Source organism: Variovorax sp. LjRoot290 (genome assembly GCF_964253985.1).
In the GTDB taxonomy this organism is placed as follows: domain Bacteria; phylum Pseudomonadota; class Gammaproteobacteria; order Burkholderiales; family Burkholderiaceae_C; genus Variovorax.
On sequence record NZ_CAXURW020000001.1, the window covers coordinates 442,937 to 467,778 of the forward strand.

The window sequence follows — 24,842 nt, forward strand, 5'->3', positions numbered from 1 at the left end:
CCCATGCCGGCCCTGCGGGTGGAGCACGATGCCTTCGGTGCGGTCGAGATTGCGGCCGACCGCTACTGGGGCGCACAGACCCAGCGCGCGCTGGGCGTCTTCGAGATCGGCGAGGAGCGCTTCCCGGCCTGCCTGGTCCACGCCTTCGGCTTGCAGAAGATGGCGGCCGCGCGCGCCAACCTGCGCTGCGGTGCGCTCGATGCGGCGCTGGCGCAGAAGATCGCCGCCGCCGCCGAGGAGCTGAGCGCCGGCCGCTTCGACGATCACTTCCCGCTCACCGTCTGGCAAACCGGGTCGGGCACGCAGACCAACATGAACGCGAACGAGGTGATCGCCAACCGCGCCAACGAGCTGTTGGGCCAGCCGCTGGGCACGCGCGCGCCGGTGCATCCCAACGACCACGTCAACGCATCGCAGTCGTCCAACGACAGCTTCCCGACCGTGATGCACATGGCGGCGCTGCTGGAGCTCGCGCAGCGCCTGCGGCCCGCGCTGGCGCTCTTGCGTCGACGGCTGGACGAACGCGCCGCGGCCTTCGCCGATGTGCTGAAGATCGCGCGCACGCACCTGATGGATGCCGTGCCGATGACCATGGGACAGGCCTTCGATGCCTTCGCGCGCCAGGTCGGCCACGGCATCGACCGCATCGATGCCACCTTGCCGCGCCTGTGCCTGCTGCCGCAGGGCGGCACCGCGGCCGGCACCGGGCTCAATGCACCGCTGGGCTTCGATGCCGCCTTCTGCGAGGAGCTGAACGCGTTGACCGGCATGGCCTTCGCGCCCAATCCCAGCAAGTTCGAAGGCATGGCGGCGCACGACGCGCTGGTCGAGGTCTCGGGCGCGCTCAACGTCGTCGCGGCTTCGCTGGTCAAGATCGCCAACGACATCCGCCTGCTCGGCTCGGGGCCGCGCTGCGGACTGGGCGAACTCGTGATTCCGGACGACGGGCTGACCAGTTCGATCATGCCGGGCAAGCGCAATCCGACGATCGCTGAAGTGGTGGTGCAAGCGAGCCTGCAGGTGATGGGCAACCACGTCACCATCACGATGGCTGGTGCGTCGGGGAACTTCGAGCTCAACGTTGCCAAGCCGGTGCTGATCCACAACCTGCTGCAGTCGATCCGCGTGCTGGCCGACAGCGCCCGCGTGTTCTCCGAGCGTATGGTGAAGGACATCGAGGTGGACAGGCAACGCCTGGCCGGCTACGTCGACAACGCGCTGCTGCTGGCGACCGCGCTCAATCCCGTGCTGGGCTACGACCGGGTCGCGCAGATCACGGTGACCGCGCTGGAACGGAACATGAGCCCGCGTGATGCGGCTGTTGCGCTGGGCTTCCTGAGTGCCGCGGACTACGACCGGCTGGTCGATCCGTCGGCGATGGCCGGGCTTCCAGGCAAGCCGGCGGCTGATATGGCTTGATCCTGTCAAGAGCGCAAGCCCATCTCTCCGGGTTCCGGATTGCAGAATTCGTTCGCGAATGCCGGATGGGGAACGCGACGGAGCCGGGTGCGTGAGCGACGGTTGATCATGCTGATATGCGTGGATTGGCTACCGACAGTTCATGTATTCGTCGCGGGGCTGCCTGCTTTCTAGGGTCTGCGGTTGGTCACTTGCGTGGCTGCGCAATAGCCGCGCCGAGGATTCCCCTGTGGCCGTGGCTGCGCCGCGTTCCCGATCCGGCCTCAAAGAGGTTGTTCGATAGGCGCCTCCTTCGCGTTGCTTGCCATGTCATCGCGGGTTCACGTCGAGGCAGGCGGCGTCACCTCGCGCGCAATGGCCCACACGAAGCCCGAGAGTTCGCGCGCGATGGCCACCACGATCTTGTTGTGCGGCATGCGCCGCGCGGCCAGCCGCTTGAAGCGCGCGCACAGCCGCAACTGCGCCGTCCAGGCGATGTCGGTCACGGCCTTGGGCAACTCCGACTGGCGCCTGGCGATGACCGCACTGACCCGCGCCGGGTAGCGGTACTGGTGCGCCACTTCCACCAGCATGCGCCGCGCCGCCGAGTTGCCGGCCTTGGTGATGGCGCCCTGGCGGCGGCGCTGGCCGCTGGAGGCTTCGCTGGGTACCAGGCCCAGGTAGGCCATCAACTGGCGAGGGTTGGCGAAGCGGTGGAAGTCCTGGATCTCGGCCACCAGCGTGACCGCGGCAATGAGTTGCACACCGCGCAGTGCTTGAAGCGCGGCCACCACCGGTGCCAGCGACCAACCCGCCAACGCATCGCGCAGCGACTGCTCCAGCCTTGCGATGCGTGCTCCCGATTCGCTCACCGCGTGCAGGTACTCCTGGAAGGCGATCTGCTGCGCGGCGTGCGGCAGCGCCAGGCTGGCCAGCCAGCGCAGATGCGCCGCCGTCCAGGCGCTCTTGCCCGAGTACACCACGCCGCTGCGCAGCAGCAGCGCCTTCAGCCGGTGGCGCGCGTTGCGCTGTTCCCGCACCGCGTCCTCGCGGGCCCGCACCAGGTCGCGTAGCGCCTCGTCCACGGCGTCGGGCACGCGCACCGCATTGAGTTCACCCGCGCGCGCCAGGCGCGCCAGCATCAAGGCATCGCGGCGGTCGGTCTTCACCCGATCACCCGAGCGCTTGGGGATGGACGAGGGCGCCACTACCTCGCAGTGATAGCCCAGCGCGGCGAGGTGGCGCTGCAGCACGAAGCCGCAGGGGCCCGCTTCGTAGACGACATGTAGGCAATGGCCCCGGCTGACCAGGCGGCGCAGGGCCTTGGTGACGGCAACGACGCCGCCGGCAACCGCGCCCAGATGGCGCACTTCGCCGTCACGGCCGGCCTCGGCCAGGGCGATGTCGATACTGTCCTTGTGGACGTCTAGGCCGAAGTTCCCCGATGCAGTTGACGAGATCCCTTTGTGACTCAAGCACTTGCTTGAGTTGGCGAGGAAGTTTTCTGTCTACAGCTTGATGTTTTGCACGAGCGCGAGGGCGCGCAGGTGCAGTGGCTGCGCGTTGGTGAGGAGCTCGAAGGTGGGTGCCTCGGGACCGGCCTGTGGGGTGCGGCAGGTATTGCGCACGATGGTGGCGAGCTCGGCCATGAGGGTCGAGAAGCTGTGCGCCGGCGTGCCGTCATCCAGCGTGTGGCGGGCTGCCTTGGTCAGTGCCGTCTTGGAACGCGTGGCCGGTGCCACGGGGTCGCGCGTGGCCTTGGCCTGCTGGTCGGTGTCGGCGAACATCAGCTCGCGCCAGGCCTCGCGCATGTGCCACTCGACGTAGTAGGCCAGCATGCACAGGAAGATGTGCGCGCGCACCCGATCGGCGGTGCGGTGGTGGATCGGGCGCACCTTCAGGTCGATCGTCTTGAGCGAGCGGAACGCGCGCTCGACGTTGGCGAGCGCCTTGTAGTTGCGCACGCACTGGGACGCGTCCATCTGCGCCGGCGGCACCGAGGTGCGGATGATGTAAATATCGTCCAGTGCCGCCTCGGCAGCGATGGCGTCTGTCTTGCGTGCGAAGGTGAAGGCGTTGTCGCCGATCACCAGCTCGAAGTGCTTGGCGACCTTGTACTGGTTGACGACCTTGCCCACGCGCAAGCCGATCTCGTCCTGGCCGGCGAGCTTGCCGCCATCCACCCGGGCCTTGATCTTCTGGAGGTTGGCCTCGGTGGCCACGAGCAGTTCCTCACGCTTGTGCGTGCGCAGCTTGGCGAGTTCGGGATTGCGGCACGCCACCAGGCGCTCGCCCGGGTAGTCCGGCGAGCTCAGTTCAAGCAGATTGCGCTCGTCGAACAAACCAAGCTGCAGGTGGCCCTGCTCGACCAGCGCGCGAATCGAGACGCTCTTCAATGCACTGATCCATCCCACGCCTTCGGTCTCGCGCAGCTCCTGGATCGCCTTGTTGGAGATCATGCCGCGGTCGCCCACCATCACCAGTTGCTCGACGCCGAAGTCCTCGCGCAGCCGCTGGACCTCGGGCAGCAAAGTCAGGCTGTCGGCGACATTGCCCTCGTGCACCGACACGGCTACCGGGCAGCCGCGCGCATCGGTGAGCAGGCCGTAGTTGACCTGCAGCATGCCCTTCTTGCCGTCGCGGCTGTAGCCGAGCTTGGCCAGCGGGCAGCAGCTGCCCTCGAAATAGCTGGAGGACAGGTCGTACAGCACCAGGGCGCCAGCGCTCAGATGGCGCGAGGCGAGCTTCTTCTGGATGCGATCCTGGCGCTCGAGCAGCCAGTCCATCGCCGCATACAGGTCGTCCTCGTCGGCCTCTGCGATGCCGAAGTCCTCGGCCAGTGTCGTGGTGTGCCACCAGCGGGTGGTGGCGAGCTTCGTGTGCGGGGCGACGATGCGCGCGACCACCATCGCCAGCACCAGGTCGCGTTCGCGGCACGGCTTGGAGGCCAGCAGCGAGGCCATCTCCAGGCTGGCCATCGCGGCGCTTGCCGCCTGCACATGGCCGTGGGGGCGCGAGCGCGTGATCTGGAACGCCGAGGCCACGGGCACGAAGGTCTCGCCCTGCAGCGAGCGCCGGATGATCTCGATGAGTTCATCGGGCAGGTGCGACAGGTTGCCCAGAGTTTCGTTCTTGACTTTGCCGTCCTCGCGGTAGCTGCGCCGCAGCAGGTGGGTGCGATAGACCTGGTCCTTGTAGGTGCGCGTCGTAGTGACGACATGAGCGGTACCGGTGCGGGATGCCATGGAAATCAATCTAGTCCACTAACGTGAAATTTGCAATGCAATTTAGTGACTACATGTATCGCCCAAAAAAATCCTCCAGAGAGGAGGATTCATCAGCGGCGACAAGTACTTGCCGTCGATGGAGTGACTACAGAGGCGGGGAACTTCGGTCTAGGCCAACGTAAACGGTGGCCGCAGTGGTGGTAGATTGACTCATGGCCCGTCTCCTTGCTCGTTGACACGCTGTCCGCCCCTCGGGGTGCAGCGTTGTGGCTCGGCGCACCCACGGTGCGCAACCCACGGTAGTCCTGGAGACGGGCCACCTCAACGGCTCAAGCCATTCTGTCTAGCCGAGCCTGAGCAGCAGCGCCGAGGCCGCGCACACCAGCAGAAAGGGAATGCTGATGCGATGGAACTCGCGCAGCCCGTGCGGCACCTTGGCCAGCCTGAGCGCGATCAGGTTGGCCAGCGATCCCAGCACGCAGCCGAAGCCACCCACGCTGACGCCGGCCGCCAGCGCCGGCAGGTCGTGCACGTAGCGCTCCAGCAGGATGGCCGCCGGCACGTTGCTGATGAACTGCGACGTAACGACCGCGGCGAGGTAGGCGCGCCCGCCTTCGCCGATGGTCCATTGGCCCAGCAGCGATGCGACGGCGGGCAGCTCGGCCAGCTGCCGCAAATCGACGAACATCAGCGCGATGATCGCGAGCAGCGCCCAGTCGACGCCCAGCAGCACGCGCGGGCGCAGCAGCAGGAAGGCGCCGAACACCACGGCCAGCCCGGCCGTGAGCCAATGGCGATCGAGCGCGATCACGAAGCCGATGAAGAGCAGGGCAGACAACACAAGCAGCCGAGGCTGCATGGGCGCCGCATCGCCGGCCGGCTTGAGTAGGATCGGCGCGCGCGGCACCAGGAATCGGATGGCGAGGAAGAGCCAGAACAGCATCAGCGCCACGGTCGGCGCCATCATGCCCATGAAGCCGACGAAGCTCTCGCCCGAGCGATGCCAGAGAAAGAGGTTCTGCGGATTGCCGATCGGCGTGAGCGCGGAGCCCGCGTTGACGGCCAGCGCTTCCAGCACCACCAGCCGCGCCAGCGGCAGATGCGCCTGGGCCGCCAGCACGCGCGTGAGCGGCACCAGGAGGAACAGGCTCACGTCGTTGGTGACCAGCGCCGAGAGCAGTGCCGCGCTCGCGGTGAGCAGAAAGACCAGGCTTCGCAGCTCGGTGGTGCGCGCGAGCAGCCGCGCGGCGGCGGCCTGCAGCATTCCGCTCTTCTCCACGCCCTGGGTGATGACCAGCAGGCCGGCCAGTGCGCCGATGGTTTGCCAGTCGACCAGGCGCACATAGTCGAGCGGCGCGCGCGGGCGTGCGACCGCGAACCCGATGGCGACCAGCGCCAGCACCCACAGCAGCGTGTTGCCGCCGCCGTGCACGGGCGCGGCTTCAGCGCGCGGTATCGCGCTCACGCAGCTCGCGCTTGAGCACCTTGCCGATCGCGCTGCGCGGAAGCTCGTCAATGAGCTGCAGGCGCGCGAGCCGCTGCGTCTTGCCGAGCTGGGCATTGGCCCATTGCAGCAGCGCATCGGCGTCGGTGTCGTCGCCCGCGCGCCGCACCACGAAGGCCACCGGCGTCTCGCCCCATTGCTCGGAAGGCACGCCGACCACTGCGACATCGGCCACCGCCGCATGGCCGCGCAGCACCGCCTCGAGGTCGCTCGGGTAGATGTTGAAGCCGCCGCTGATGATCATGTCCTTCTTGCGGTCGAAGAGCGTGAGGAAGCCTTCGTCGTCGAAGCGTCCGACGTCGCCGGTGCGGATGAAGCGCTTGCCCGCGGGGTCGAACCATTCGGCTTCGCGCGTCTTCTCCGGCTGGCGGTGGTAGCCGACCATCATGCCGGCCGAATGGCCCACCACCTCGCCGGCCTCGCCGAGTGCAACTTCACGGCCGCTTTCGTCGATCAAGCGGATGTCGCTGCCCTCGGCCGGCTGGCCGACGGTGTGCAGCTTGTCCGGATGCAGGTGCGCCTCGAGGATGCAGGTGCCGCCGCCCTCGGTCATGCCGTAGAACTCGATCAGGCCGCCGGGCCAGCGCTTCAGCACGTCGGCCTTCAGCGCCGCGTTGAAGGGCGCGCTGGTGCTGAATTTGAAGCGGAAGCTCGAGAGATCGTGCGCATCGAAGGCCGGATGCGCCATGAGGCGCTGGTACTGCACCGGCACCAGCATCGTGTGCGTCACGCGATGCGCCTCGGCCAGCAACAGGTAGCCGGGCGCGTCGAACTTCGGCATCAGGATCACGCAGCCGCCGTACGCGATGGTCGGAAAGAACACCACCAGCGTGGTGTTGGAGTAGAGCGGCGTCGACAACAGCGTCACCGTGTCGGGGCCGTATGCGTACTTCGCGCCGCGCCGCACATGGGCCCAGCGCATGCCGTGGCCCTGCACGATGCCCTTGGGTTCGCCGGTGGTGCCCGAGGAATAGATGATGTTGAAGGCCCAGGCGGGCTGCGGCTCGACGGCCGCGGGCCGCGTACCGGCCGGCGCGAGCCAGGCCTCGAGCGCGCGAGCGGCCGCGCAGCCGTCGAGTGCGATGCGCGGAACGTCTGCTGCCGCGTCGCCGATCACCTCGGCCGCGGCCGCATCGACGAACAGGATGCGCGCCTCGGCGTCCTCGATCATGCGCGCCAGGCTGGCGGGTGTGGAGCCGGGCGCCAGCGGCGCGACCGCGATGCCCGCGCGCAGGGCGCCCAGGAACACCGCCGCATAGTTCACGCTCGATGCGGCGCAGATCGCGATCGCATCGCCTGCGCGCAGGCCGTCGCGTTGAAGGCCGGCCGCGATGCGGTCCATCAGCGCGTCGAGCGCGCCGTAGCTCAGCGTGCGCGTGCCGTCGATCAGCGCGGGCCGCGCGGGTGATTCATGCGCGTGGAGCCGGATCAGCTCGGCGATGACGCCGAAGTCGCGGTCCATCGCCGCCTGGAAGTCGGTCATACGTGGAGAGAAGGATGTGGCACGCACAGGATACCGAAGTCCTGGCGGCCAAGGATGCCAACGGCAGGAGGTGATCGGACGCCGGCTTCGGCATCCGCCGCCTCAGCGGTCCGTCTCTCGATACCAGTAGGTCCGTTTGCGTACGTTCTTGATCGGGATGACCGGCTTTTGCGCCCCCAGGCCGGACTTGCCGTCGGCGCCGGAGCCGCCGCCGCCGCCGATCAGGAAGGGCAGCTGGCGGTCCGTGCCGCCGACGTTGACCGTGACGATGCCGAACACGGGCGACGGCGCCAGCCCGCCGCCATCGAGCACACGGAAGCTCGACGCGCCGGTGAGGAAGTTCACCGAATAGCTGCGTGCCGTGCCGAGATTGGCCTGGCAGGTGGTGGCGCTGGGAACGATGGGCTGGTTGGTGCCGAAGTAGACCAGGCCGCCGACGGTCGTCGGCGCGTTCACGCCTTTTTCTCCAGCCCCGGCCAGGGTGACGTAGAAACCGTTCAGCGAGCCGTCGTACGCGGTCGTGTTGGTGGCCTTGAACAGCGTCGTCGGCGCGATGTCGGCGCTGCTGCTGGTGTCGTCGCGCACCGGTGTCCAGCCGCTCGCGCTCATGCCGACCTTGGTGTCCTTGATCATGTAGAAGCGGTTCACGATGCCGATGGCCTTGTGGGACAGCAGCGGGTGCTCCCGGTCACCGGTGATGTCGAGCACCACGTCGTAGGTCTTCGTCAGCACCACGTCCGGGGGAAAGAAGAACTTGCGCTTGGTGGCGCCGCTTCCGCCCAGGGCGGCGAGGTGGGTGGCCTGCCAGGTGCTCATGTCGCCGCTGCCGGTGGGCTGAAGGTCCACGCGCCAGATGTTGCCGCCGGTATCGGCCGCATAGAGCCGGTCGATGAGGCCATCGAAGTCGCGATCCACCAGCGTGACGTCGGCGGGGATCGAGTAGGTCATCTCGGCCAGCTTGCAAGGGTTGCCCGTGCAGCTGCTGCCGGCGCCGCCCGGGCCGGCCTGCCACAACACGTTGCCGGTCACCGCGTCGACGATGAAGATCCCGCGCCCCATGGTGTCGGCGTTGGGCGGCTCGACATCCTCGTTGGTGTCGTAGCCCGCACCGAAGATCAGCACGGGGTTGGCATGGCCCTTGATCATGGCCACCTTCGGCTGCGACCATGTCTGCCCGAGTTCCGCGAAGCCTGTGTCGGCATTGCTGCGCTTCCACATGAACTTGGGGTTCGTGGGATCGCTCACGTCGAGCGCATAGAGCAGGCGGCCGCCACGGCGCGCCGAGAGGAAGATGTAGGCCTTCCCGGTGGCGCTGTTCTGGTAGACGCTGGGTGCGCCGTCGAAGAAGTAGTTCTTCGGGGTGCCGGTGGTCAAGGTGCCCAGCTTCAGGGTCGGACCGTTTTGGTAGAGCCGCTGCAGGCCCGGGTAGAACTCCGAGGGCACGAAGCTCCACAGCTCGCCGCCCGGCGGGATGCTGGTGGTGGCGCCGGTCGCGTCCTTCATGGTGAGGGCGCAGGTCGACGACACCGTGCAGTTGCCCTTGGGCTTGCTGGTGTCGGTGGGGTTGTTCGGCTGGTTGCCGTTGATGGCGCGGAACATGCCGTCGTTGGCGCCGTAGAACACCACCACGCCGGTCGTGCCGCCGTAGTTGATCACCGCGGGGCGGGAATGCAGGACGTCGCCGTGGACGGAGCCGCGGATCTTGATGCTGGCGTCGGGCGGGCTGCTCGATTCCCGGCCCGCTGCGGCGTCGCCGGCCGCGTAGGTGTCTTCGCCGCGGACCCAGTTGATCAGGTTGGCCGGGGTCACCTTGCTGTCCGTGATGCCCAGGGCCGTCGAGCTGAGATTCGTGTTGTCGGCCTTGAAGGGCATCGTGCTCAGGGCCGCATTGGTGCCGCAACCGGTGCCGATGCAGGTAAATACGTTGCGCGCGGTGGTGGGCGTCGTGACGGCCGCGGTGGCCGAATAGCTGTCTGTCAGGTACTTGAGCCGAATCTGTTGCCCGACGCCACCCTTCTCGACGACCTGCCCATCCTCCCAGTCGTACCCGTCCTTGGCGCCTTGCTCCTTGAAGGCGTTGAGCCAGAAGCCGCCCTGGGAGTCGGGCAGGGAAGCGATGGACTTGGAGGTCCAGAAGCTCACTGCCGAGGGCGAGATGAAGCCCGTGCCCGCCGCGCTCAGTGCCCGGTTGGCGTTGGTGCCGATCGAGTACGTGCCCCAGGAGGCGTCGGCGAGGAACAACTGCGGCGCCGTCGGGTCGCTGATGTCGACGCCGAACTGGTATTGCTTGAGGTTGCCCTGCCAGCGCGGGTTGACGTCGCCGTCGGGGCGGAACATGCCCATGTAGATCTGGTTGAGGTAGGTGCCTTGCGTGTTGGCGCTCACCGGCAGCACCGGCGCCGCGAACACGCTGTTGACGGCCTGCACCTCGTTGAAGACCTGGCCGATGGCGTCGATCAGGGCCTGGACGTTTCCGAGCTCGACCAGGAAATACTTTCCGCCGCCCTGGTTGGCCATGCTGACCATGAGCTGTTCGTAGTCGGGATTGCTGCCATCGCTGAGGATGATGGTGTAGGTCGTGATCCCCGGGTACGTCGTCGCAAGATTGGGCGAGCTGCCCGTGTACATGAAGTTCGCCCATTCGTCCGCATAGTCGCTGCGGTACTTGCCGGAGGCCGTCTTGGAGGAAAGCTGCGACTTCCAGCCCGGCAGCGCCAATTGCGCAGGCAGTGCGCTCAGGCCTGCTGCGGCCTGCAAGGCCGTGCCGCCCAGGTTGCCGCCGTCCTGCGGCTTCTGGTTGCTGGTGGCGAGCGTGATGTAGAGAACGAAGTTCCTGCCGCAGGCTTGCTGGTTCGCCAGCCCCGGGTAGCTGGTGCCCGAGAGGCCGGTCTTGCCCTGGTAGAAGGCCCACGCTTCCTGCATCGCCTGCGCGATCTGGTTGTTGTTGCCCTTGTCGTCGCTGAGACTCAGCGCCTCGATGCGCCGCAGCATCTTGCCGACGCCCTTGCTGTTGTCGGAGCTGGCGCCGTCCATGAGAAGCAGCGAGCCGGGCGCCGGCGATGCGGGGGGCTGGACGAAGGTGCCGCCGTCGGTGGGGCCCCCCGGGAAGTACATCAGGCCCAGATTGATGTTGCCGTTGAGTGCGGCGTTGGTCCCGATCTTGGAGACCGCGCTGTGCAGGCCGCATTGTTCGAAGCCGAGGTTCTTGTTCGGGTCGTTGACCGTCAGGGATGGGCAGGTGAAGCTCGAGCTGGCACTCGCCGCCGCCGCGTTGTCGAGAATGATCAGCATGTTCGGGGCGCCACCGCCGGACGTGCCCTGGTAGATGTCGATGTCCTCGGCCCGCACCGCGGCGCTGGCCAGCGTCAGCAGGGCCAAGGCACCCAGTTGTGAAAATTGCGAGGGGCGCATCGGTCCTACTCCTGATTGATCAGCATGCGGCGCCAACGGCCACGCGCACGGCGATGCCCTGGTGCACGGTCGGGGCCGGCTCCGTGCTCCCGGGCGGCGTGGCGGTGGCATTGACTTCCCAGTTCGAGTGCGAGCACAGCGAATTGCCGCCCGCGCCCGAGCCGACGATGCCCGTGTTCTGCGCAGCGCCGCTGGCATAGCAGGGCTGGTCGTCCGTGTTGGTGGCGTCCAGCTCGCTCAGCTTGATCGCCTTGACGCCGGTGCAAAGCGGTGCCGGCACGACAACGGTGTAGGCCGAGCCGGCCTGGCCGCTGTTGTTGATGTCGATCACCGACGTGCTGTCCACCGGCAGCGAAGTGAAGTCAGCGCTGATCGTGCTTTCGATCGCCTGCTGCGCGGCCGCGCCGGCCTCCTTCTGGGTCTGCATGTTGCCGACCAGCTTGGTGTTGACGTTAACGGCCTTGATGGACGAAACGACGATCAGCGTGATCACCGTCAGAAAGATCATCGAGACCAGCAAGGTGGCGCCTGCCTGCATGCGCGGCGCGGCGCTGCGCCTGGAGCGGTTCATGGTGTTTCCCTCTGGCCCGAGCTGTTGTACAGGCGCGCGACCGTGCTGTAGACGTGGCGCTTGATGCGGTCGTTGAAGGGGCCTGCGGCCGGCACGGCCAGGCCCATGTCGTAGGTTCTGGCGTCGGTCCAGCCGCCGCTGGGCTCGGTGTTGCGCGCCAGCACGTGGATGCGAATGGCCATCACGTTGGCCCAGTTGGTCAGCGCCACGGTCCAGTCGTAGGCCGGCGTGGTTTGCGGGCACACCGCGACGGCAATTTCCGCCGCCGGCGGGCTGGCCGGATTGCTGGTGTAGCAGTCCGGGGAGCCGTTGGCGTCCATGTCGACCCCGTAGTCGAGCTGCAGGTTCTCGATGCCTTCCACCAGCGGGGTGATCTTCATCTCGCCGTCCAGGTACTCGGCCATCTTGAGGGTGGGAATGGTGTCGGTGCCGCACACATTGCAGGTGCTCACGAAGTACACGTGCTGCACGATCTTGCGCAGCGGCGCAAGCTTGCTCGGCAGGCAGTCCTTCTGCATCAGCGGGAAGCTGGCCGCGGAGGCGCCCGCTGCGGCCGCAAAGGGCAGCGTGTCGTTCGCGCAGCTCGAAACCTGCAGATAGGCCTCGGCCGCGACTGCCGATGCGGGAGTCACGGCGGTGGTGCTGACGCGCGTGACGATCAACATCGCGGTGCCCGCCATGACATTGCTGATGCAGCTCGGCGTGCTGCTCAGTCCCTGGATCGGCAAGGGAACGGTGGAGGTGCCCGGGCTCGTCATTGCAAAGTAGCCGAGGGCGGCGATGTTCGTGGGGCAGGCCACCGGCGCCACGGTCGCGAAAGCGGTGCTCGAGGAAGCGCCGACGAAACCGGCCATCTGGATGTCTTCACTGAGCACCTGGAGTGCGTAGCGGCCGTTTTCGATCTGGCGCCCGGTCTTGTCGAGCTCGGAGCGCGAGCCCACGGTGGAGACCAGCAGGCTGATCAGGCCGATCATCAGGAACAGGCCGAGCGTGATGGCCACCATCAGCTCGACCAGCGTGAAGCCGCGGTTGTGCCGCCGGTAGCCGCAATGCATGCGCGCTCTCACGACAACGCCCCGATCCGCACCTTGGTCGTGACCACTCGGTGCAATTTTTCGTCGCCGTAGGCTCCATTGCCGCAGGGAAAGGCGGTGCTGCCATCGGCCAGGGTCGGCGCGGCCGTCTTGGCCAGACCTTGCCACGACACGGCGATCAGATAGATGTTGTTGGCGGCGTCGTCGAGGGTCACGCAGCCGACGGCGCCGATCATGGCGCCGAGCTTGGCGCCCGACTGGGTTTCGGCCTGGCCGTTGATCAAGTCTTTCCAGGCCGTGAGATCGGCCGCAACCTGGGTTTGCTGCTGCACGTTGCCGGCGGTGCAGGCCGGCACGGTGGTGCTGGTCGCGCTCAACTGCACGCCGGTGGCGCCATTCGAATAGCAGCTCGCGACCTTCCGGTTCGCATTGAGGCGATCGGCCATGTCCTGCACGAGCTGCAAGGCCTTGATCCGCTGGTAGGCCTCCATCTCGGCAACGTTGGCGCGGCTGCTCACGCCTGCCAGGCCGAGCAACCCGAAGAGCAGGATCACGAGCGTGATCAGGACTTCGATCAGTGCGACCCCATGCTGGGGGGCGGCCATGCGGCACGCGCGAGCCGGAATGCGTGGCGGCATCTAGCAAGCCCCCATGCTGCTGCTTGGAAGGCCACTCAGCCCGATGGAGATGCAGCGCGAATTGACGCCTGCCATGGCGGGCGACGGCGCGATGGTGAACTTGGTGCTCGTGGTCACGGTGCGGCCGTCCTTGCCATAGGTGATGACGTCAAGGTCGCTCGAGTCGCTGATGGCGAGGTTCTTGTAGGCCAGCTGGCTGTGGAAGACGTTGGCGCTGTCCTTCACTTCCCAGCCTTCGTCCCAGGCGCTGACTTTCTTTGCCAGATCGACGCTGCGATTGCGGGTCACGGCTTCGCTGCGAGCGAGCGTGAGCGCCGCCATCAAGTCGAAGGAAACGTTGCGGATGCGCTGGTTCGCAACGAAGGCGCGAAACGAGGGCAGCGCAAGAGCAGCGAGGACGCCCATCACCGTGATCACGGTGACCAGTTCGATCAGGGTGAAGCCGCGCACGTGGCGGCGCGTGCGGCGACGGCTTACCAGCATCCCGGAGCTCCGCTGGTGCCAGACGCGCCCTTCGCTCCCGCTTCGTCGATGCTCAGATTCGCGCAGGCGGAGTCCCTGGCGAGCTGACCGCCGATCGGCGTGGCGGTGATCGTGAATCCCGGCGGTGTCGTGCCGGCCTTGGGGGCCGTCGCGATGGTGTAGTTGGACGACACATTCGACGGAGGTGGATAGTTCAACGCAGCCAGATTCGGGGCGTAGATCCGCGCGTCCAAAAGGTAGCGCTGCTGCAGGTTGCTGAGCTCGAGCATGTAGCCCTGGGCGGCCGATCGATTAGAACGAACGATGTAATTGGTGTACGAGGGATAGGCGATCGCTGCCAGGATGGCGACGATCGCCACCGTCACCATCAACTCGATCAGGGTGAAGCCACGCGATTGCATTTGCCCATTGCAGCGCGCACGCCGGCTTGGCAGCGTGAATGCAGTCGACGGCAGTTCCAGAAACTGATGCATGGAGGCCAATCCCTTCGAGCGCCCAGAAAGTCAAAACGGTGACTGTATGGTAACAATGTGAAAAATTCACATTCGGCGATCAGGCTTTTCGCGCACAAGTTCACGCCTGGGCGGGGCGAGTGAAATGGCGCAGCCTTCGAGGCCTGCGAGATGGACGAAAAACGAGGCGCGCACGCACAGGCCACGGCGCACGCGATCTGCTCGCGCCTCGAGAATCCGCAGTGGGTTTTTTACGTTGAGCAGGCCGAGTGCGCAAGGCACTTGCGGGCACTTGCTGGCACTGGCGTGTGAGGCGTGTGCGCTCGCGCGCTGAAGCCCCCGGGCAGAGGCTTGCGCTCGAGGCCTAGACCCCGGCCGCGTGCGCCTGCTGGTCGGCGTGGTAGCTGCTGCGCACCATCGCGCCGACCGCCGCATGGCTGAAGCCCATCTTGTAGGCCTCTTCCTCGAACATCTTGAAGGTGTCCGGGTGCACGTACCGGCGCACCGGCAGGTGGCTGCTGCTGGGCGCGAGGTACTGGCCGATGGTCAGCATGTCGATGTCGTGCGCGCGCATGTCGCGCATGACCTGCAGGATCTCTTCGTCGGTTTCTCCGAGGCCGACCATGATGCCGCTCTTGGTCGGCACCTCGGGATGCAGGGCCTTGAACTTCTTCAATAGGTTGAGGCTGAACTGGTAGTCGCTGCCCGGGCGCGCTTCCTTGTAGAGGCGCGGCGCGGTCTCCAGGTTGTGGTTCATCACGTCGGGCGGCGCGGCCTTGAGGATTGCCAGCGCGCGGTCGTCGCGGCCGCGGAAGTCGGGCACCAGGATCTCGATCTGCGTTTGCGGCGAGAGCTCGCGGATGTTGCGGATGCAGTCGACGAAGTGCTGGCTGCCGCCGTCGCGCAGGTCGTCGCGGTCGACGCTGGTGATCACCACGTACTTGAGGCGCAGCTTGGCGATGGTCTTCGCGAGGTTCAGCGGCTCGTCCTTGTCCAGCGGATCGGGCCGGCCGTGGCCGACGTCGCAGAAGGGGCAGCGCCGCGTGCACTTGTCGCCCATGATCATGAAGGTGGCCGTGCCGTTGCCGAAGCACTCGCCGATGTTGGGGCAGGAGGCTTCCTCGCAGACCGTGTGCAGGTTGCTCTCGCGCAGGATCTGCTTGATCTCGTAGAAGCGGGTGGTCGGGCTGCCGGCCCTGACGCGGATCCAGTCGGGCTTCTTGAGCACTTCGCCCTGCTGGATCACCTTGACGGGGATGCGCGACAGCTTGGCCGCGGCCTTCTGCTTGGCCAGGGGGTTGTAGCTGTCGGGACCTTGGGCATCGCGGACGACTTCGAGGGTGCTCATGGCTTCTCTTGAGTGGGGCTCAAGGCGCGAGGTAGGCGGCCAGCTTGTTGGCCAGCACCTGCGCGGCTTCGTCCCAGGTTGTTTGAACGCCGATTGTAGAAAGATCGACGGTTTCGAGCCCTGCGTAGCCGCAGGGGTTGATGCGCGAGAAGGGTTCCAGGTCCATCGCGACGTTGAGCGCGACGCCGTGGTAGGTGCAATGACGGCTGACCTTGATGCCCAGCGCGGCGATCTTGCCCAGGCCGCGGAAGGGGTCGGCGGGTTGCGTCGGGCCGGTCAGTGCGGCATGCGAGAACGGGTCGTCAAGCCGCACATAGATACCCGGCGCGCCGCCCACGCGGTGGCCGGTGACGCCGAAGTGCGCCAGCGTGCGGATCACCGACTCCTCGATGCGAAAGACGTATTCCTTCACGTAGTAGCCGGCGCGCCGCAGGTCGACGAGCGGATAGGCCACCACCTGGCCGGGGCCGTGGTAGGTCACCTGGCCGCCGCGGTCGGTCTGCACGATGGGGATGTCGCCGGGGTTCAGCACATGGTCGGCCTTGCCGGCCAGGCCCTGGGTGTAGACCGGCGGGTGCTCGCAGATCCAGAGCGTATCGGCGGTGTCGGGCGTGCGCTCCCGCGTCGCCTGCTGCATCGCCGCGTAGGTCGGCGCGTAGGCGACGCGGCCGAGCCACACGGCCTCGAGCGCTTTGCTCAGAGCACCACCTTGACCATCGGATGCGCGGACAGCGCCATGTAGATGGCGTCGAGCTGCTCGCGGCTGGTGGCAGTGACGGTGATGGTCACGCCGAGGTAGTTGCCGGCCTTGCTGTTGCGCAGTTCGATGGTGCTGGCGTCGAAGTTCGGATCGAACTGCTCGGCGATCAGCGTGACCGCATGCACGAAGCCATCGGCCTTGACGCCCATGACCTTGATCGGGAACTGCGAGGGGTACTCGATCAGCGATTCCTTGCGTGCGTCGATCGGTGGGGTGTCGGGGGCTGTGCTCATGCGGGAACTCCTTGCTCTTGCGCGCTGCGTTCGATGGCTCGCTGGTAGCCCGCATGCAGCGCCTGGAAGACCGGGCCGGGACGCCCCGATCCGATCGTCTGGCCGTCGAGCGTGACCACCGGCAGCACTTCCTTGCTGGCCGAGGACAGCAGCAGTTCGTCGGCGCCGAAGACTTCGTCGCGTGCAATGCGGCGCAGCGAGAAGGGGATGTCCGCCTCGGCGCAGATGTGCTCGATCAGCCCGTAGCGGATGCCGGCCAGCACCAGCTCGTCCTTGGGCGGTCCGTAGACCGTGCCGTCCTTCACCACCCAGACGTTGCTCGACGAGGCCTCGCTGAGCCAGTCGCCGCGGAACATGATGGTCTCGGCCGCGCCGGCCTCGACGCTGATCTGCCGCGCCAGCACCGCGCCCAGCAGGCTGGTGCTCTTGATGTGCGCCTTCTGCCAGCGGAAGTCGTGCGCGCTCACGCAGGCAACGCCCCTGGCGCGCATCGCGTCGGACACCGGCTTCATCGGGTTCAGCATGACGAAGACGGTGGGCACGAGACCCTGCACCATCGCATGCTCGCGCGGGGCCACGCCGCGCGTGACCTGGATGTAGATGGCCTGCACGGCCGCGCGCTCGGAAGGCGGGCTGGCCTCGACGAGACGCATCGCAATCGCGTGCCACTGCCCATGCGTCAACGGATTGGCGATGCGCAGCTCGCCCAGCGAGCGGTCCAGCCGCGCCATGTGTTCCTCGAAGCAGAAAGGCACGCCGCCATAGACCGGCACCACTTCATAGACGCCGTCGCCGAAGATGAAGCCGCGGTCGAGCACGCTGACCTTGGTGTCGCGCAGCGGCGCGTAGCTGCCGTCGAGGTAGCAGAGCGAGTCGGGGAGGGCGTCGGTGATCGGGTGCATAAGAGATTATGGTGGGGGCACTCCTGTGCTTTCCAACGTCTCGCGCTTGCCGCAGCGCGGGGCAAGGATGTTTTGCGAGCTCGGCCCGGAACATGGCGGAGAGCCATGGGTTTTTACTTATAATCAATGGCTTTGTAGAAATTCTGGGTCGTCATCCGGGCTTCATTCGAAATGAAAACAATCGCCCGCGATGTGAGAGAGAGGGAAGTCCGAGAGGACGCTCAAGACCCGGATGCTGACTTCAAGCCGTTGACCGCCGAAGAGGCCCAGCGGCTGCGCGAAAAGAAGCCGTCGATCTCGCCCTGGCGCGTGATCGCGGTTCAGGTCGGAGCGGGGCTGCTGGTGGCGTTGGCCGCCTGGGGCCTGACAGGGAGGCAAAATCTGGGGTGGTCCGCCGGATACGGCGCACTGGCAGTGGTCATTCCCGCTGCGGTGTTCGCGCGGGGGCTCACCGGAAGGTTCTCTTCCCTGAATCCGGGCACTGCGGTGTTCGGATTCTTCTTGTGGGAAATGGTCAAGATGGCCTTGACGGTGGCGATGCTGATCGCCGCGCCAAGGCTGGTAACGGCGCTGAGCTGGCCGGCGATGCTGGTCGGACTGGTGGTGACAATGAAGGCGGCGTGGGTGGCAGTGATGCTGGCTCCCCGGCGCTTGAAACTTAAAGACGAGTAACGGATGGCTGCTGAAAACGCTGCGGAACATGGTCAGACCGCTGGTGAATACATCGTTCACCACTTGACGCATCTTCAGAGCTCGAAGCCGAACGGCGTCGCCGACTTCTCGGTCTTCAACCTCGACTCGCTTTTCTTCTCGATTGCGCTGGGTGTGCTGGGCTGCTGGGTGCTCTGGCTGGCCGCCCGCAAGGCCACTTCGGGTGTGCCGGGTCGTTTCCAGGCGGCGGTCGAGATACTGATCGAAGTGGTCGACCAGCAGGCCAAGGGCATCGTCCACAACGCGCAAAGCCGCAAGTTCGTGGCACCGCTGGCGCTCACGATCTTCGTGTGGATCTTCATGCTCAATGCGATGGACCTGTTCCCGGTCGATCTGTTCCCGGCGATCTGGGGCTGGATCTTCGGCGTGGCCGGCGGCGACCCGCACCATGCCTACCTGCGCGTCGTTCCCACCGCCGACCTGTCGGTCACCATGGGCCTGTCCCTCTCGGTGCTGCTGATCTGCCTTTACTACAACATCAAGATCAAGGGCCTCGGCGGCTGGGTCCACGAGCTGTTCACGGCGCCCTTCGGCAATCACTGGGCGCTCTATCCCTTCAACTTCGCGATGCAGCTGATCGAGTTCATCGCCAAGACCGTGTCGCACGGCATGCGTCTGTTCGGCAACATGTACGCCGGCGAACTGATCTTCCTGCTCATCGCACTGATGGGCGGCGCCTGGACGCTGTCGGCCACGGGCGTGTTCCTGGCGCTCGGCCACATCATCGCGGGCACCGCGTGGGCCATCTTCCACATCCTGATCATCACGCTGCAGGCCTTCGTGTTCATGATGCTGGCGCTGGTGTACGTGGGCCAGGCGCACGATCACCACTGATCCGCTCTTTTAGTTTTTCGTTTTTTCTTTTCTCTTCAACCAAAGTCCTCTAGGAGTCATCATGGAAGTTATTAGCTTTGTTGCACTGGCCGCCGGCCTGATCATCGGTCTGGGCGCTGTGGGCGCATGTATCGGCATCGGCATCATGGGCAGCAAGTACCTCGAGTCGGCCGCACGCCAACCCGAGCTCATGGGCGAACTCCAAACCAAGATGTTCCTGCTGGCCGGTCTGATCGACGCCGCGTTCATTATCGGTACCGGTATCGCGCTGTGGTTCGCAACGGCCAACCCGTTCCTCTCGCAAATCGCCAACCTGCCGAAGTAATCGGGTCCAGGCTTTCTCATCGAACCCCTGTCGTTCCTCGGGGAGCGGCTTCGGATTCAATCCCACAGAGAGGGTAAAAAGTGAGCATTACCGGTACCCTGATCGTCCAGATGATCGTGTTCCTGATTCTTGTCGGGTTCACGATGAAGTTCGTGTGGCCGCCGATCGCCAAGGCGCTGGATGAGCGTGCCCAGAAGATCGCCGATGGCCTGGCCGCTGCCGACAAGGCCAAGGCCGCGCTGTCCGATGCGGACAAGCGGGTGGAAGTCGAACTGGGCAAGGCGCGCAACGAGTCCGCGCAACGTCTTGCCGATGCCGAACGTCGTGCGCAGGCCATCGTTGAAGAGGCCAAGGCCCGCGCCACGGAAGAAGGCAACAAGATCGTCGTCGCCGCTCGCGCCGAAGCCGAGCAGCAGGCCGTGAAGGCGCGCGAGGTGCTGCGCGAGCAGGTGGCCGCGCTGGCCGTCAAGGGCGCCGAGCAGATCCTGCGCAAGGAAGTGAATCCGGCCGTGCACGCCGATTTGCTCGCCCGCCTGCAGACCGAACTCTGATCAAAGCCATGGCAGAACTCGCCACCATTGCACGTCCCTACGCCGAAGCGCTTTTCAAGGCGTCGTCGTCGGACCTGGCAGGCGCCGGCGCCTGGCTCGAAAAAGTCGCCGCCATCGCCGCCAGCCCCGAACTCCAGCAGTTCGCGGACAACCCCAAGGTCACGCCCGAGCAGGTGCTCGGCGTCATCGCCGGCGCTTACGGCGCTGAGTTGCCGGCTGCCGCCAACAACTTCCTGACGGCCCTGCTCGAGAACGGGCGCTTTTCGGCGCTGCCGGAAATCGCAAAGCAGTTCCGGGCCCTGGCGAATGCGCAAAGCGGTTCGTCCGACGCCGTGGTGTACAGCGCCTTCCCGATCGATGCGGCAGCGTTGAATGGCGTTGCTGCGGCGCTCGAGAAGCGCTTCGGCCGCAAGCTGCAGGTCACGGTCCAGCAGGAGCCGGCCCTCATCGGCGGCATTCGTGTGGTGGTGGGTGACGAGGTGCTCGACACCTCCGTCAAGGCGCGCCTCGAACAAATGAAAGTTGCGCTGGCAGCCTGAGGCCGTCAGCCCCTTACAAAGAAAGAAGGAAAGAGTCATGCAACTCAATCCCGCAGAAATTTCCGAACTGATCAAGAGCCGCATCGAAGGCCTCGGCGTCAGCGCGAACATCCGCAACGAGGGCACCGTGGTGTCGGTGACCGACGGCATCGTGCGCGTGCACGGCCTGTCGGACGCGATGCAGGGCGAAATGCTCGAGTTCCCGCCCACGGCGGACGGCACGCCGTCCTTCGGCCTGGCGCTGAACCTCGAGCGCGACTCGGTCGGCGCCGTGATTCTGGGCGAGTACGAGCACATCTCGGAAGGCGACACCGTCAAGTGCACGGGCCGCATCCTGGAAGTGCCGGTCGGCCCCGAGCTCATTGGCCGCGTGGTCAACGCGCTGGGCCAGCCGATCGACGGCAAGGGTCCGATCAATGCCAAGATGACCGACGTGATCGAGAAGGTCGCCCCGGGCGTGATCGCCCGCAAGTCGGTCGACCAGCCGATGCAGACCGGCCTGAAGTCCATCGACTCGATGGTGCCGATCGGCCGCGGCCAGCGCGAGCTGATCATCGGCGACCGCCAGACCGGCAAGACCGCGGTGGCGATCGACGCGATCATCAATCAGAAGGGTCAGAACATGACCTGCGTCTACGTCGCGATCGGCCAGAAGGCTTCTTCGATCAAGAACGTGGTGCGCGCGCTGGAACAGGCCGGTGCGATGGACTACACCATCGTCGTGGCCGCCTCGGCTTCCGAATCGGCCGCCATGCAGTACGTGAGCGCGTATTCGGGCTGCACGATGGGCGAGTACTTCCGCGACCGCGGCCAGGACGCGCTGATCGTCTATGACGACCTGTCCAAGCAGGCCGTGGCCTACCGCCAGGTCTCGCTGCTGCTGCGCCGCCCGCCGGGCCGCGAAGCCTACCCCGGCGACGTGTTCTATCTCCACAGCCGTCTGCTCGAACGTGCCGCTCGCGTGAACGAAAAGTACGTTGAAGATTTCACCAAAGGTGAAGTCAAGGGCAAGACCGGTTCGCTGACCGCGCTGCCGATCATCGAAACCCAGGCCGGCGACGTGTCCGCTTTCGTTCCGACCAACGTGATCTCGATCACCGACGGCCAGATCTTCCTGGAAACCAACCTGTTCAACGCCGGCATCCGTCCCGCCATCAATGCCGGTATCTCGGTGTCGCGCGTGGGTTCGGCAGCGCAGACCAAGGTCATCAAGGCCCAGTCCGGCGGTATCCGTACCGACCTCGCGCAGTACCGTGAACTCGCGGCCTTCGCGCAGTTCGCTTCCGACCTCGACGAAGCCACCCGCAAGCAGCTCGACCGCGGCGCCCGCGTGACCGAACTGCTGAAGCAGGCCCAGTACAGCCCGCTGCCCATCTCGCTGATGGGTGCCTCGCTGTTCGCGGTGAACAAGGGCTTCCTGGACGACATCGACGTGAAGAAGCTGCTGTCGTTCGAACACGGCCTGCACCAGTTCCTCAAGTCCAGCCACGCCCCCTTGCTCGACAAGATCGAGCAGGCCAAGGCGATCGACAAGGACACCGAGGCCGAGCTGACGGCCGCCGTCACGGCGTTCAAGAAGTCGTTCGCCTGATCGACCACGCAAGGAGCCCCAATGGCAGCTGGTAAGGAAATCCGCGGCAAGATCAAATCGGTGGAGAACACCAAGAAGATCACCAAGGCCATGGAAATGGTGGCCGCGTCGAAGATGCGCAAGGCGCAGGAACGCATGCGCGCCGCCCGCCCCTACAGCGAGAAGATCCGCAGCATCGCGGCCAACCTCGGCCAGGCGAACCCGGAGTACACGCACGCCTTCATGAAGGTCAACGACGTGAAGGCCGCTGGCTTCATCGTCGTGACGACCGACAAGGGCCTGTGCGGCGGCATGAACACCAACGTGCTGCGCGTCGTGACGACCAAGCTGCGCGAGCAGCAGTCGGCCGGCGTCGCCGTCGAGGCGGTGGCGATCGGCAACAAGGGCCTGGGCTTTCTGAACCGCATCGGCGCCCGCGTGGTCTCGCATGTCACCCAGCTGGGCGACACGCCGCACCTCGACAAGCTGATCGGCCCGGTCAAGGTGCTGCTCGACGCGTACGCCGAGGGCAAGCTCAGCGCGGTCTACCTCTGCTACACCAAGTTCATCAACACGATGCGCCAGGAGTCGGTGGTCGAGCAGCTGCTGCCGCTGGCCGCCGAGTCGATGAAGATGGAAAAGGGCCAGCACTCGTGGGACTACATCTACGAGCCCGATGCCCAGAGCGTGATCGACGAACTGCTGGTGCGCTACGTCGAGTCGCTGGTGTACCAGGCCGTGGCCGAGAACATGGCGTCGGAACAGTCGGCGCGCATGGTCGCCATGAAGTCCGCCACCGACAACGCCGGCAACGTGATCGACGAGCTCAAGCTGGTCTACAACAAGACCCGCCAGGCCGGCATCACCAAAGAGCTGTCGGAGATCGTTTCGGGCGCTGCGGCGGCCGCAGGCGTCTGAAGACCTTCGGTCCTTCGACCTCAACCAGATTTAATTTTTACCGGAGCAGATGATGGCTCAAGCAAATACAGCGCAAGGCAAGATCGTTCAATGTATCGGGGCCGTGGTCGACGTGGAATTCCCGCGCGACCAGATGCCCAAGGTGTACGACGCGCTGCAATACGAAGGCGGCACGCTGACCCTCGAGGTGCAGCAGCAGCTCGGCGACGGCGTGGTGCGCACCATTGCGCTCGGCTCGTCCGACGGCCTGCGCCGCGGCCTCGTCGTGACCAACACCGGCGCGCCGATCACCGTGCCCGTCGGCAAGGCGACGCTCGGCCGCATCATGGACGTGCTCGGTCGCCCGATCGACGAGCGCGGGCCGGTCGGCCAGGAAGTCACCGCTTCGATCCACCGCAAGGCGCCGGCCTACGACGAGCTCTCGCCGTCGACTGACCTGCTGGAAACCGGCATCAAGGTGATCGACCTGGTCTGCCCCTTCGCCAAGGGCGGCAAGGTGGGCCTGTTCGGCGGCGCCGGCGTCGGCAAGACCGTGAACATGATGGAACTCATCAACAACATCGCCAAGGCCCACTCGGGTCTGTCGGTGTTCGCCGGCGTGGGTGAGCGTACCCGCGAAGGCAACGACTTCTATCACGAGATGTCCGACTCGGGCGTGGTCAACCTCGAGAACCTCGGTGAGTCGAAAGTGGCCATGGTCTACGGCCAGATGAACGAGCCCCCGGGCAACCGCCTGCGCGTGGCGCTGACCGGCCTGACCATCGCCGAATCCTTCCGCGACGAGGGCCGCGACGTGCTCTTCTTCGTCGACAACATCTACCGCTACACGCTGGCCGGTACCGAAGTGTCGGCTCTGCTGGGCCGCATGCCTTCCGCCGTGGGCTACCAGCCGACGCTGGCCGAGGAAATGGGCCGCCTGCAGGAACGCATCACCTCGACCAAGGTCGGCTCGATCACTTCCATCCAGGCCGTGTACGTGCCGGCCGACGACTTGACCGACCCCTCGCCCGCCACCACCTTCGCCCACCTGGACTCCACCGTGGTGCTGTCGCGCGACATCGCTTCGCTCGGTATCTACCCCGCCGTGGATCCGCTCGATTCGACCTCGCGCCAGCTCGACCCGCACGTGGTCGGCGAAGAGCACTACAACGTGGCCCGCGCCGTGCAAGGCACGCTGCAGCGCTACAAGGAACTGCGCGACATCATCGCGATTCTGGGCATGGACGAACTGGCTCCGGACGACAAGCTGGCCGTGGCCCGCGCCCGCAAGATTCAGCGTTTCCTGTCGCAGCCCTTCCACGTGGCCGAAGTGTTCACCGGCTCGCCGGGCAAGTACGTGCCGCTGGCCGAAACCATCCGCGGCTTCAAGATGATCGTGAACGGCGAAGCCGACCACCTGCCGGAACAAGCGTTCTACATGGTGGGCGGGATCGACGAGGCGTTCGAAAAGGCCAAGAAGGTCGCCTAAGGCGGCATAGGAATCCAGATGGCAAACACCATTCACGTCGACGTGGTCAGTGCCGAGGAGTCCATCTTCTCGGGCGAGGCCAAGTTCGTCGCGCTGCCCGGCGAAGCCGGCGAGCTCGGCATCTATCCGCGCCACACGCCGCTGATCACGCGCATCCGTCCGGGTGCGGTGCGCATCGAGACGGCCGACGGCGGCGAGGAATTCGTCTTCGTGGCCGGCGGCATCCTGGAAGTGCAGCCCAGCACGGTGACCGTGCTGTCCGACACCGCCATCCGCGGCAAGGACCTCGACGACGAGAAGGCCAACGTGGCCAAGGCCGCCGCCGAGGAAGCGCTCAAGAATGCCAGGAGCGACATCGACATCGCGATGGCGCAATCGGAACTGGCCGTGATGGCCGCGCAGATCGCCGCACTCCGCAAATACCGCCAAAAAAAGTAAGGCAGCAGTGCTGTCCTTCGAAAGAGCCGCCTTCGGGCGGCTTT

Annotated in this window: 24 protein-coding genes; 10 read left to right on the top strand and 14 right to left on the bottom strand. The window is 65.9% G+C overall.

All coding sequences use genetic code 11. From position 1 onward, the window contains the following. Positions 1–3 precede the first annotated feature (3 nt). Positions 4–1,419, top strand: a complete 1,416-nt coding sequence (locus ACSQ9A_RS02345; protein ID WP_436302540.1) for a class II fumarate hydratase — start codon at positions 4–6, stop codon at positions 1,417–1,419. Between the two features lie 320 nt (positions 1,420–1,739). Here ACSQ9A_RS02345 and ACSQ9A_RS02350 read toward each other — a convergent pair whose 3' ends face one another. From ACSQ9A_RS02350 to ACSQ9A_RS02415, 14 genes are all read right to left on the bottom strand, one after another. After that, on the bottom strand, positions 1,740–2,858 hold the full coding sequence (locus ACSQ9A_RS02350; protein WP_436306240.1) for an IS110 family transposase: 1,119 nt from the start codon (positions 2,856–2,858) through the stop codon (positions 1,740–1,742). Positions 2,859–2,906: 48 nt separating this feature from the next. Further along, entirely contained in the window at positions 2,907–4,643 is a 1,737-nt protein-coding gene (locus ACSQ9A_RS02355) for an IS1634 family transposase (RefSeq protein ID WP_436302541.1), read from the bottom strand. A gap of 325 nt (positions 4,644–4,968) precedes the next feature. Then, the gene (locus tag ACSQ9A_RS02360) at positions 4,969–6,090 is read right to left on the bottom strand and encodes an SLC13 family permease (protein ID WP_436302542.1); all 1,122 of its coding nucleotides are present in this window, start codon (positions 6,088–6,090) and stop codon (positions 4,969–4,971) included. Further along, the gene (locus ACSQ9A_RS02365; RefSeq protein WP_436306241.1) at positions 6,068–7,591 is read right to left on the bottom strand and encodes a class I adenylate-forming enzyme family protein; all 1,524 of its coding nucleotides are present in this window, start codon (positions 7,589–7,591) and stop codon (positions 6,068–6,070) included. The genes ACSQ9A_RS02360 and ACSQ9A_RS02365 overlap by 23 nt, the downstream gene beginning before the upstream one ends. Before the next feature lie 123 nt (positions 7,592–7,714). Then, positions 7,715–11,023 carry a pilus assembly protein gene (locus ACSQ9A_RS02370; RefSeq protein WP_436302543.1) on the bottom strand — a complete coding sequence of 1,103 codons (3,309 nt, stop codon included), beginning with the start codon at positions 11,021–11,023 and terminating at the stop codon, positions 7,715–7,717. A 19-nt stretch (positions 11,024–11,042) separates the two neighbouring features. Beyond that, a complete protein-coding gene (locus ACSQ9A_RS02375; RefSeq protein ID WP_436302544.1) occupies positions 11,043–11,594 on the bottom strand; it encodes a pilus assembly PilX family protein in 552 nt (183 codons plus the stop codon). Then, on the bottom strand, positions 11,591–12,661 hold the full coding sequence (locus ACSQ9A_RS02380; RefSeq protein ID WP_436302545.1) for a PilW family protein: 1,071 nt from the start codon (positions 12,659–12,661) through the stop codon (positions 11,591–11,593). Before ACSQ9A_RS02380 ends, ACSQ9A_RS02375 begins: the two co-directional genes overlap by 4 nt. Then, the gene (gene pilV, locus ACSQ9A_RS02385; protein WP_436302546.1) at positions 12,658–13,233 is read right to left on the bottom strand and encodes a type IV pilus modification protein PilV; all 576 of its coding nucleotides are present in this window, start codon (positions 13,231–13,233) and stop codon (positions 12,658–12,660) included. Before pilV ends, ACSQ9A_RS02380 begins: the two co-directional genes overlap by 4 nt. A 33-nt stretch (positions 13,234–13,266) precedes the next feature. After that, positions 13,267–13,749, bottom strand: a complete 483-nt coding sequence (locus ACSQ9A_RS02390) for a GspH/FimT family pseudopilin (RefSeq protein ID WP_436302547.1) — start codon at positions 13,747–13,749, stop codon at positions 13,267–13,269. Further along, positions 13,740–14,222 (bottom strand): type IV pilin protein, encoded by a 483-nt coding sequence (locus tag ACSQ9A_RS02395; RefSeq protein ID WP_436302548.1) that lies wholly within the window; start codon positions 14,220–14,222, stop codon positions 13,740–13,742. Before ACSQ9A_RS02395 ends, ACSQ9A_RS02390 begins: the two co-directional genes overlap by 10 nt. A gap of 343 nt (positions 14,223–14,565) precedes the next feature. Beyond that, positions 14,566–15,549 (bottom strand): lipoyl synthase, encoded by a 984-nt coding sequence (gene lipA / locus ACSQ9A_RS02400; protein ID WP_436302549.1) that lies wholly within the window; start codon positions 15,547–15,549, stop codon positions 14,566–14,568. A 19-nt stretch (positions 15,550–15,568) separates the two neighbouring features. Beyond that, complete coding sequence (lipB, locus tag ACSQ9A_RS02405) at positions 15,569–16,249, bottom strand: lipoyl(octanoyl) transferase LipB (protein ID WP_436306242.1); 681 nt, start codon at positions 16,247–16,249, stop codon at positions 15,569–15,571. Then, complete coding sequence (locus tag ACSQ9A_RS02410; RefSeq protein ID WP_093104854.1) at positions 16,246–16,542, bottom strand: YbeD family protein; 297 nt, start codon at positions 16,540–16,542, stop codon at positions 16,246–16,248. Before ACSQ9A_RS02410 ends, lipB begins: the two co-directional genes overlap by 4 nt. Further along, positions 16,539–17,444, bottom strand: a complete 906-nt coding sequence (locus ACSQ9A_RS02415) for an aminotransferase class IV (protein WP_436302550.1) — start codon at positions 17,442–17,444, stop codon at positions 16,539–16,541. Before ACSQ9A_RS02415 ends, ACSQ9A_RS02410 begins: the two co-directional genes overlap by 4 nt. 171 nt (positions 17,445–17,615) lie before the next feature. Between ACSQ9A_RS02415 and ACSQ9A_RS02420 the strand changes: the two genes are divergently transcribed. The 9 genes from ACSQ9A_RS02420 to ACSQ9A_RS02460 all read left to right on the top strand — a co-directional run bounded on the left by ACSQ9A_RS02420 (position 17,616) and on the right by ACSQ9A_RS02460 (position 24,798). Further along, positions 17,616–18,116 carry an ATP synthase subunit I gene (locus ACSQ9A_RS02420; RefSeq protein WP_436302551.1) on the top strand — a complete coding sequence of 167 codons (501 nt, stop codon included), beginning with the start codon at positions 17,616–17,618 and terminating at the stop codon, positions 18,114–18,116. A gap of 3 nt (positions 18,117–18,119) precedes the next feature. Next, on the top strand, positions 18,120–18,989 hold the full coding sequence (gene atpB, locus ACSQ9A_RS02425; protein ID WP_436302552.1) for a F0F1 ATP synthase subunit A: 870 nt from the start codon (positions 18,120–18,122) through the stop codon (positions 18,987–18,989). Between the two features lie 61 nt (positions 18,990–19,050). Then, entirely contained in the window at positions 19,051–19,314 is a 264-nt protein-coding gene (atpE, locus tag ACSQ9A_RS02430; protein WP_019657641.1) for a F0F1 ATP synthase subunit C, read from the top strand. A gap of 80 nt (positions 19,315–19,394) precedes the next feature. Beyond that, complete coding sequence (locus ACSQ9A_RS02435) at positions 19,395–19,865, top strand: F0F1 ATP synthase subunit B (RefSeq protein WP_093104866.1); 471 nt, start codon at positions 19,395–19,397, stop codon at positions 19,863–19,865. A gap of 8 nt (positions 19,866–19,873) precedes the next feature. Continuing rightward, on the top strand, positions 19,874–20,404 hold the full coding sequence (locus tag ACSQ9A_RS02440; RefSeq protein ID WP_436302553.1) for a F0F1 ATP synthase subunit delta: 531 nt from the start codon (positions 19,874–19,876) through the stop codon (positions 20,402–20,404). A 37-nt stretch (positions 20,405–20,441) separates the two neighbouring features. Continuing rightward, on the top strand, positions 20,442–21,995 hold the full coding sequence (gene atpA, locus ACSQ9A_RS02445) for a F0F1 ATP synthase subunit alpha (protein WP_214696543.1): 1,554 nt from the start codon (positions 20,442–20,444) through the stop codon (positions 21,993–21,995). A 21-nt stretch (positions 21,996–22,016) separates the two neighbouring features. Continuing rightward, positions 22,017–22,892 carry a F0F1 ATP synthase subunit gamma gene (gene atpG / locus ACSQ9A_RS02450; protein ID WP_093104873.1) on the top strand — a complete coding sequence of 292 codons (876 nt, stop codon included), beginning with the start codon at positions 22,017–22,019 and terminating at the stop codon, positions 22,890–22,892. Between the two features lie 52 nt (positions 22,893–22,944). Further along, positions 22,945–24,360 (top strand): F0F1 ATP synthase subunit beta, encoded by a 1,416-nt coding sequence (atpD, locus tag ACSQ9A_RS02455; RefSeq protein WP_093105441.1) that lies wholly within the window; start codon positions 22,945–22,947, stop codon positions 24,358–24,360. 18 nt (positions 24,361–24,378) lie between these two features. Then, positions 24,379–24,798, top strand: a complete 420-nt coding sequence (locus ACSQ9A_RS02460) for a F0F1 ATP synthase subunit epsilon (RefSeq protein WP_093104875.1) — start codon at positions 24,379–24,381, stop codon at positions 24,796–24,798. The last annotated feature ends 44 nt before the right edge of the window (positions 24,799–24,842 follow it).

Excerpts from the sequence above, each read along its gene's own strand:
- ACSQ9A_RS02345 (WP_436302540.1), top strand. The coding sequence starts at position 4 with ATGCCGGCCCTGCGGGTGGAGCACGATGCCTTCGGTGCGGTCGAGATT.
- ACSQ9A_RS02355 (WP_436302541.1), bottom strand. The coding sequence starts at position 4,643 with ATGGCATCCCGCACCGGTACCGCTCATGTCGTCACTACGACGCGCACC.
- ACSQ9A_RS02365 (WP_436306241.1), bottom strand. The coding sequence starts at position 7,591 with ATGGACCGCGACTTCGGCGTCATCGCCGAGCTGATCCGGCTCCACGCG.
- ACSQ9A_RS02440 (WP_436302553.1), top strand. The coding sequence starts at position 19,874 with ATGGCAGAACTCGCCACCATTGCACGTCCCTACGCCGAAGCGCTTTTC.
- ACSQ9A_RS02375 (WP_436302544.1), bottom strand. The coding sequence starts at position 11,594 with ATGAACCGCTCCAGGCGCAGCGCCGCGCCGCGCATGCAGGCAGGCGCC.
- atpD (WP_093105441.1), top strand. The coding sequence starts at position 22,945 with ATGGCTCAAGCAAATACAGCGCAAGGCAAGATCGTTCAATGTATCGGG.
- atpG (WP_093104873.1), top strand. The coding sequence starts at position 22,017 with ATGGCAGCTGGTAAGGAAATCCGCGGCAAGATCAAATCGGTGGAGAAC.
- ACSQ9A_RS02390 (WP_436302547.1), bottom strand. The coding sequence starts at position 13,749 with ATGCTGGTAAGCCGTCGCCGCACGCGCCGCCACGTGCGCGGCTTCACC.
- ACSQ9A_RS02420 (WP_436302551.1), top strand. The coding sequence starts at position 17,616 with ATGAAAACAATCGCCCGCGATGTGAGAGAGAGGGAAGTCCGAGAGGAC.
- lipA (WP_436302549.1), bottom strand. The coding sequence starts at position 15,549 with ATGAGCACCCTCGAAGTCGTCCGCGATGCCCAAGGTCCCGACAGCTAC.
- pilV (WP_436302546.1), bottom strand. The coding sequence starts at position 13,233 with ATGGCCGCCCCCCAGCATGGGGTCGCACTGATCGAAGTCCTGATCACG.
- ACSQ9A_RS02410 (WP_093104854.1), bottom strand. The coding sequence starts at position 16,542 with ATGAGCACAGCCCCCGACACCCCACCGATCGACGCACGCAAGGAATCG.
- atpA (WP_214696543.1), top strand. The coding sequence starts at position 20,442 with ATGCAACTCAATCCCGCAGAAATTTCCGAACTGATCAAGAGCCGCATC.
- ACSQ9A_RS02460 (WP_093104875.1), top strand. The coding sequence starts at position 24,379 with ATGGCAAACACCATTCACGTCGACGTGGTCAGTGCCGAGGAGTCCATC.
- ACSQ9A_RS02395 (WP_436302548.1), bottom strand. The coding sequence starts at position 14,222 with ATGCATCAGTTTCTGGAACTGCCGTCGACTGCATTCACGCTGCCAAGC.
- atpE (WP_019657641.1), top strand. The coding sequence starts at position 19,051 with ATGGAAGTTATTAGCTTTGTTGCACTGGCCGCCGGCCTGATCATCGGT.
- atpB (WP_436302552.1), top strand. The coding sequence starts at position 18,120 with ATGGCTGCTGAAAACGCTGCGGAACATGGTCAGACCGCTGGTGAATAC.
- ACSQ9A_RS02415 (WP_436302550.1), bottom strand. The coding sequence starts at position 17,444 with ATGCACCCGATCACCGACGCCCTCCCCGACTCGCTCTGCTACCTCGAC.
- ACSQ9A_RS02370 (WP_436302543.1), bottom strand. The coding sequence starts at position 11,023 with ATGCGCCCCTCGCAATTTTCACAACTGGGTGCCTTGGCCCTGCTGACG.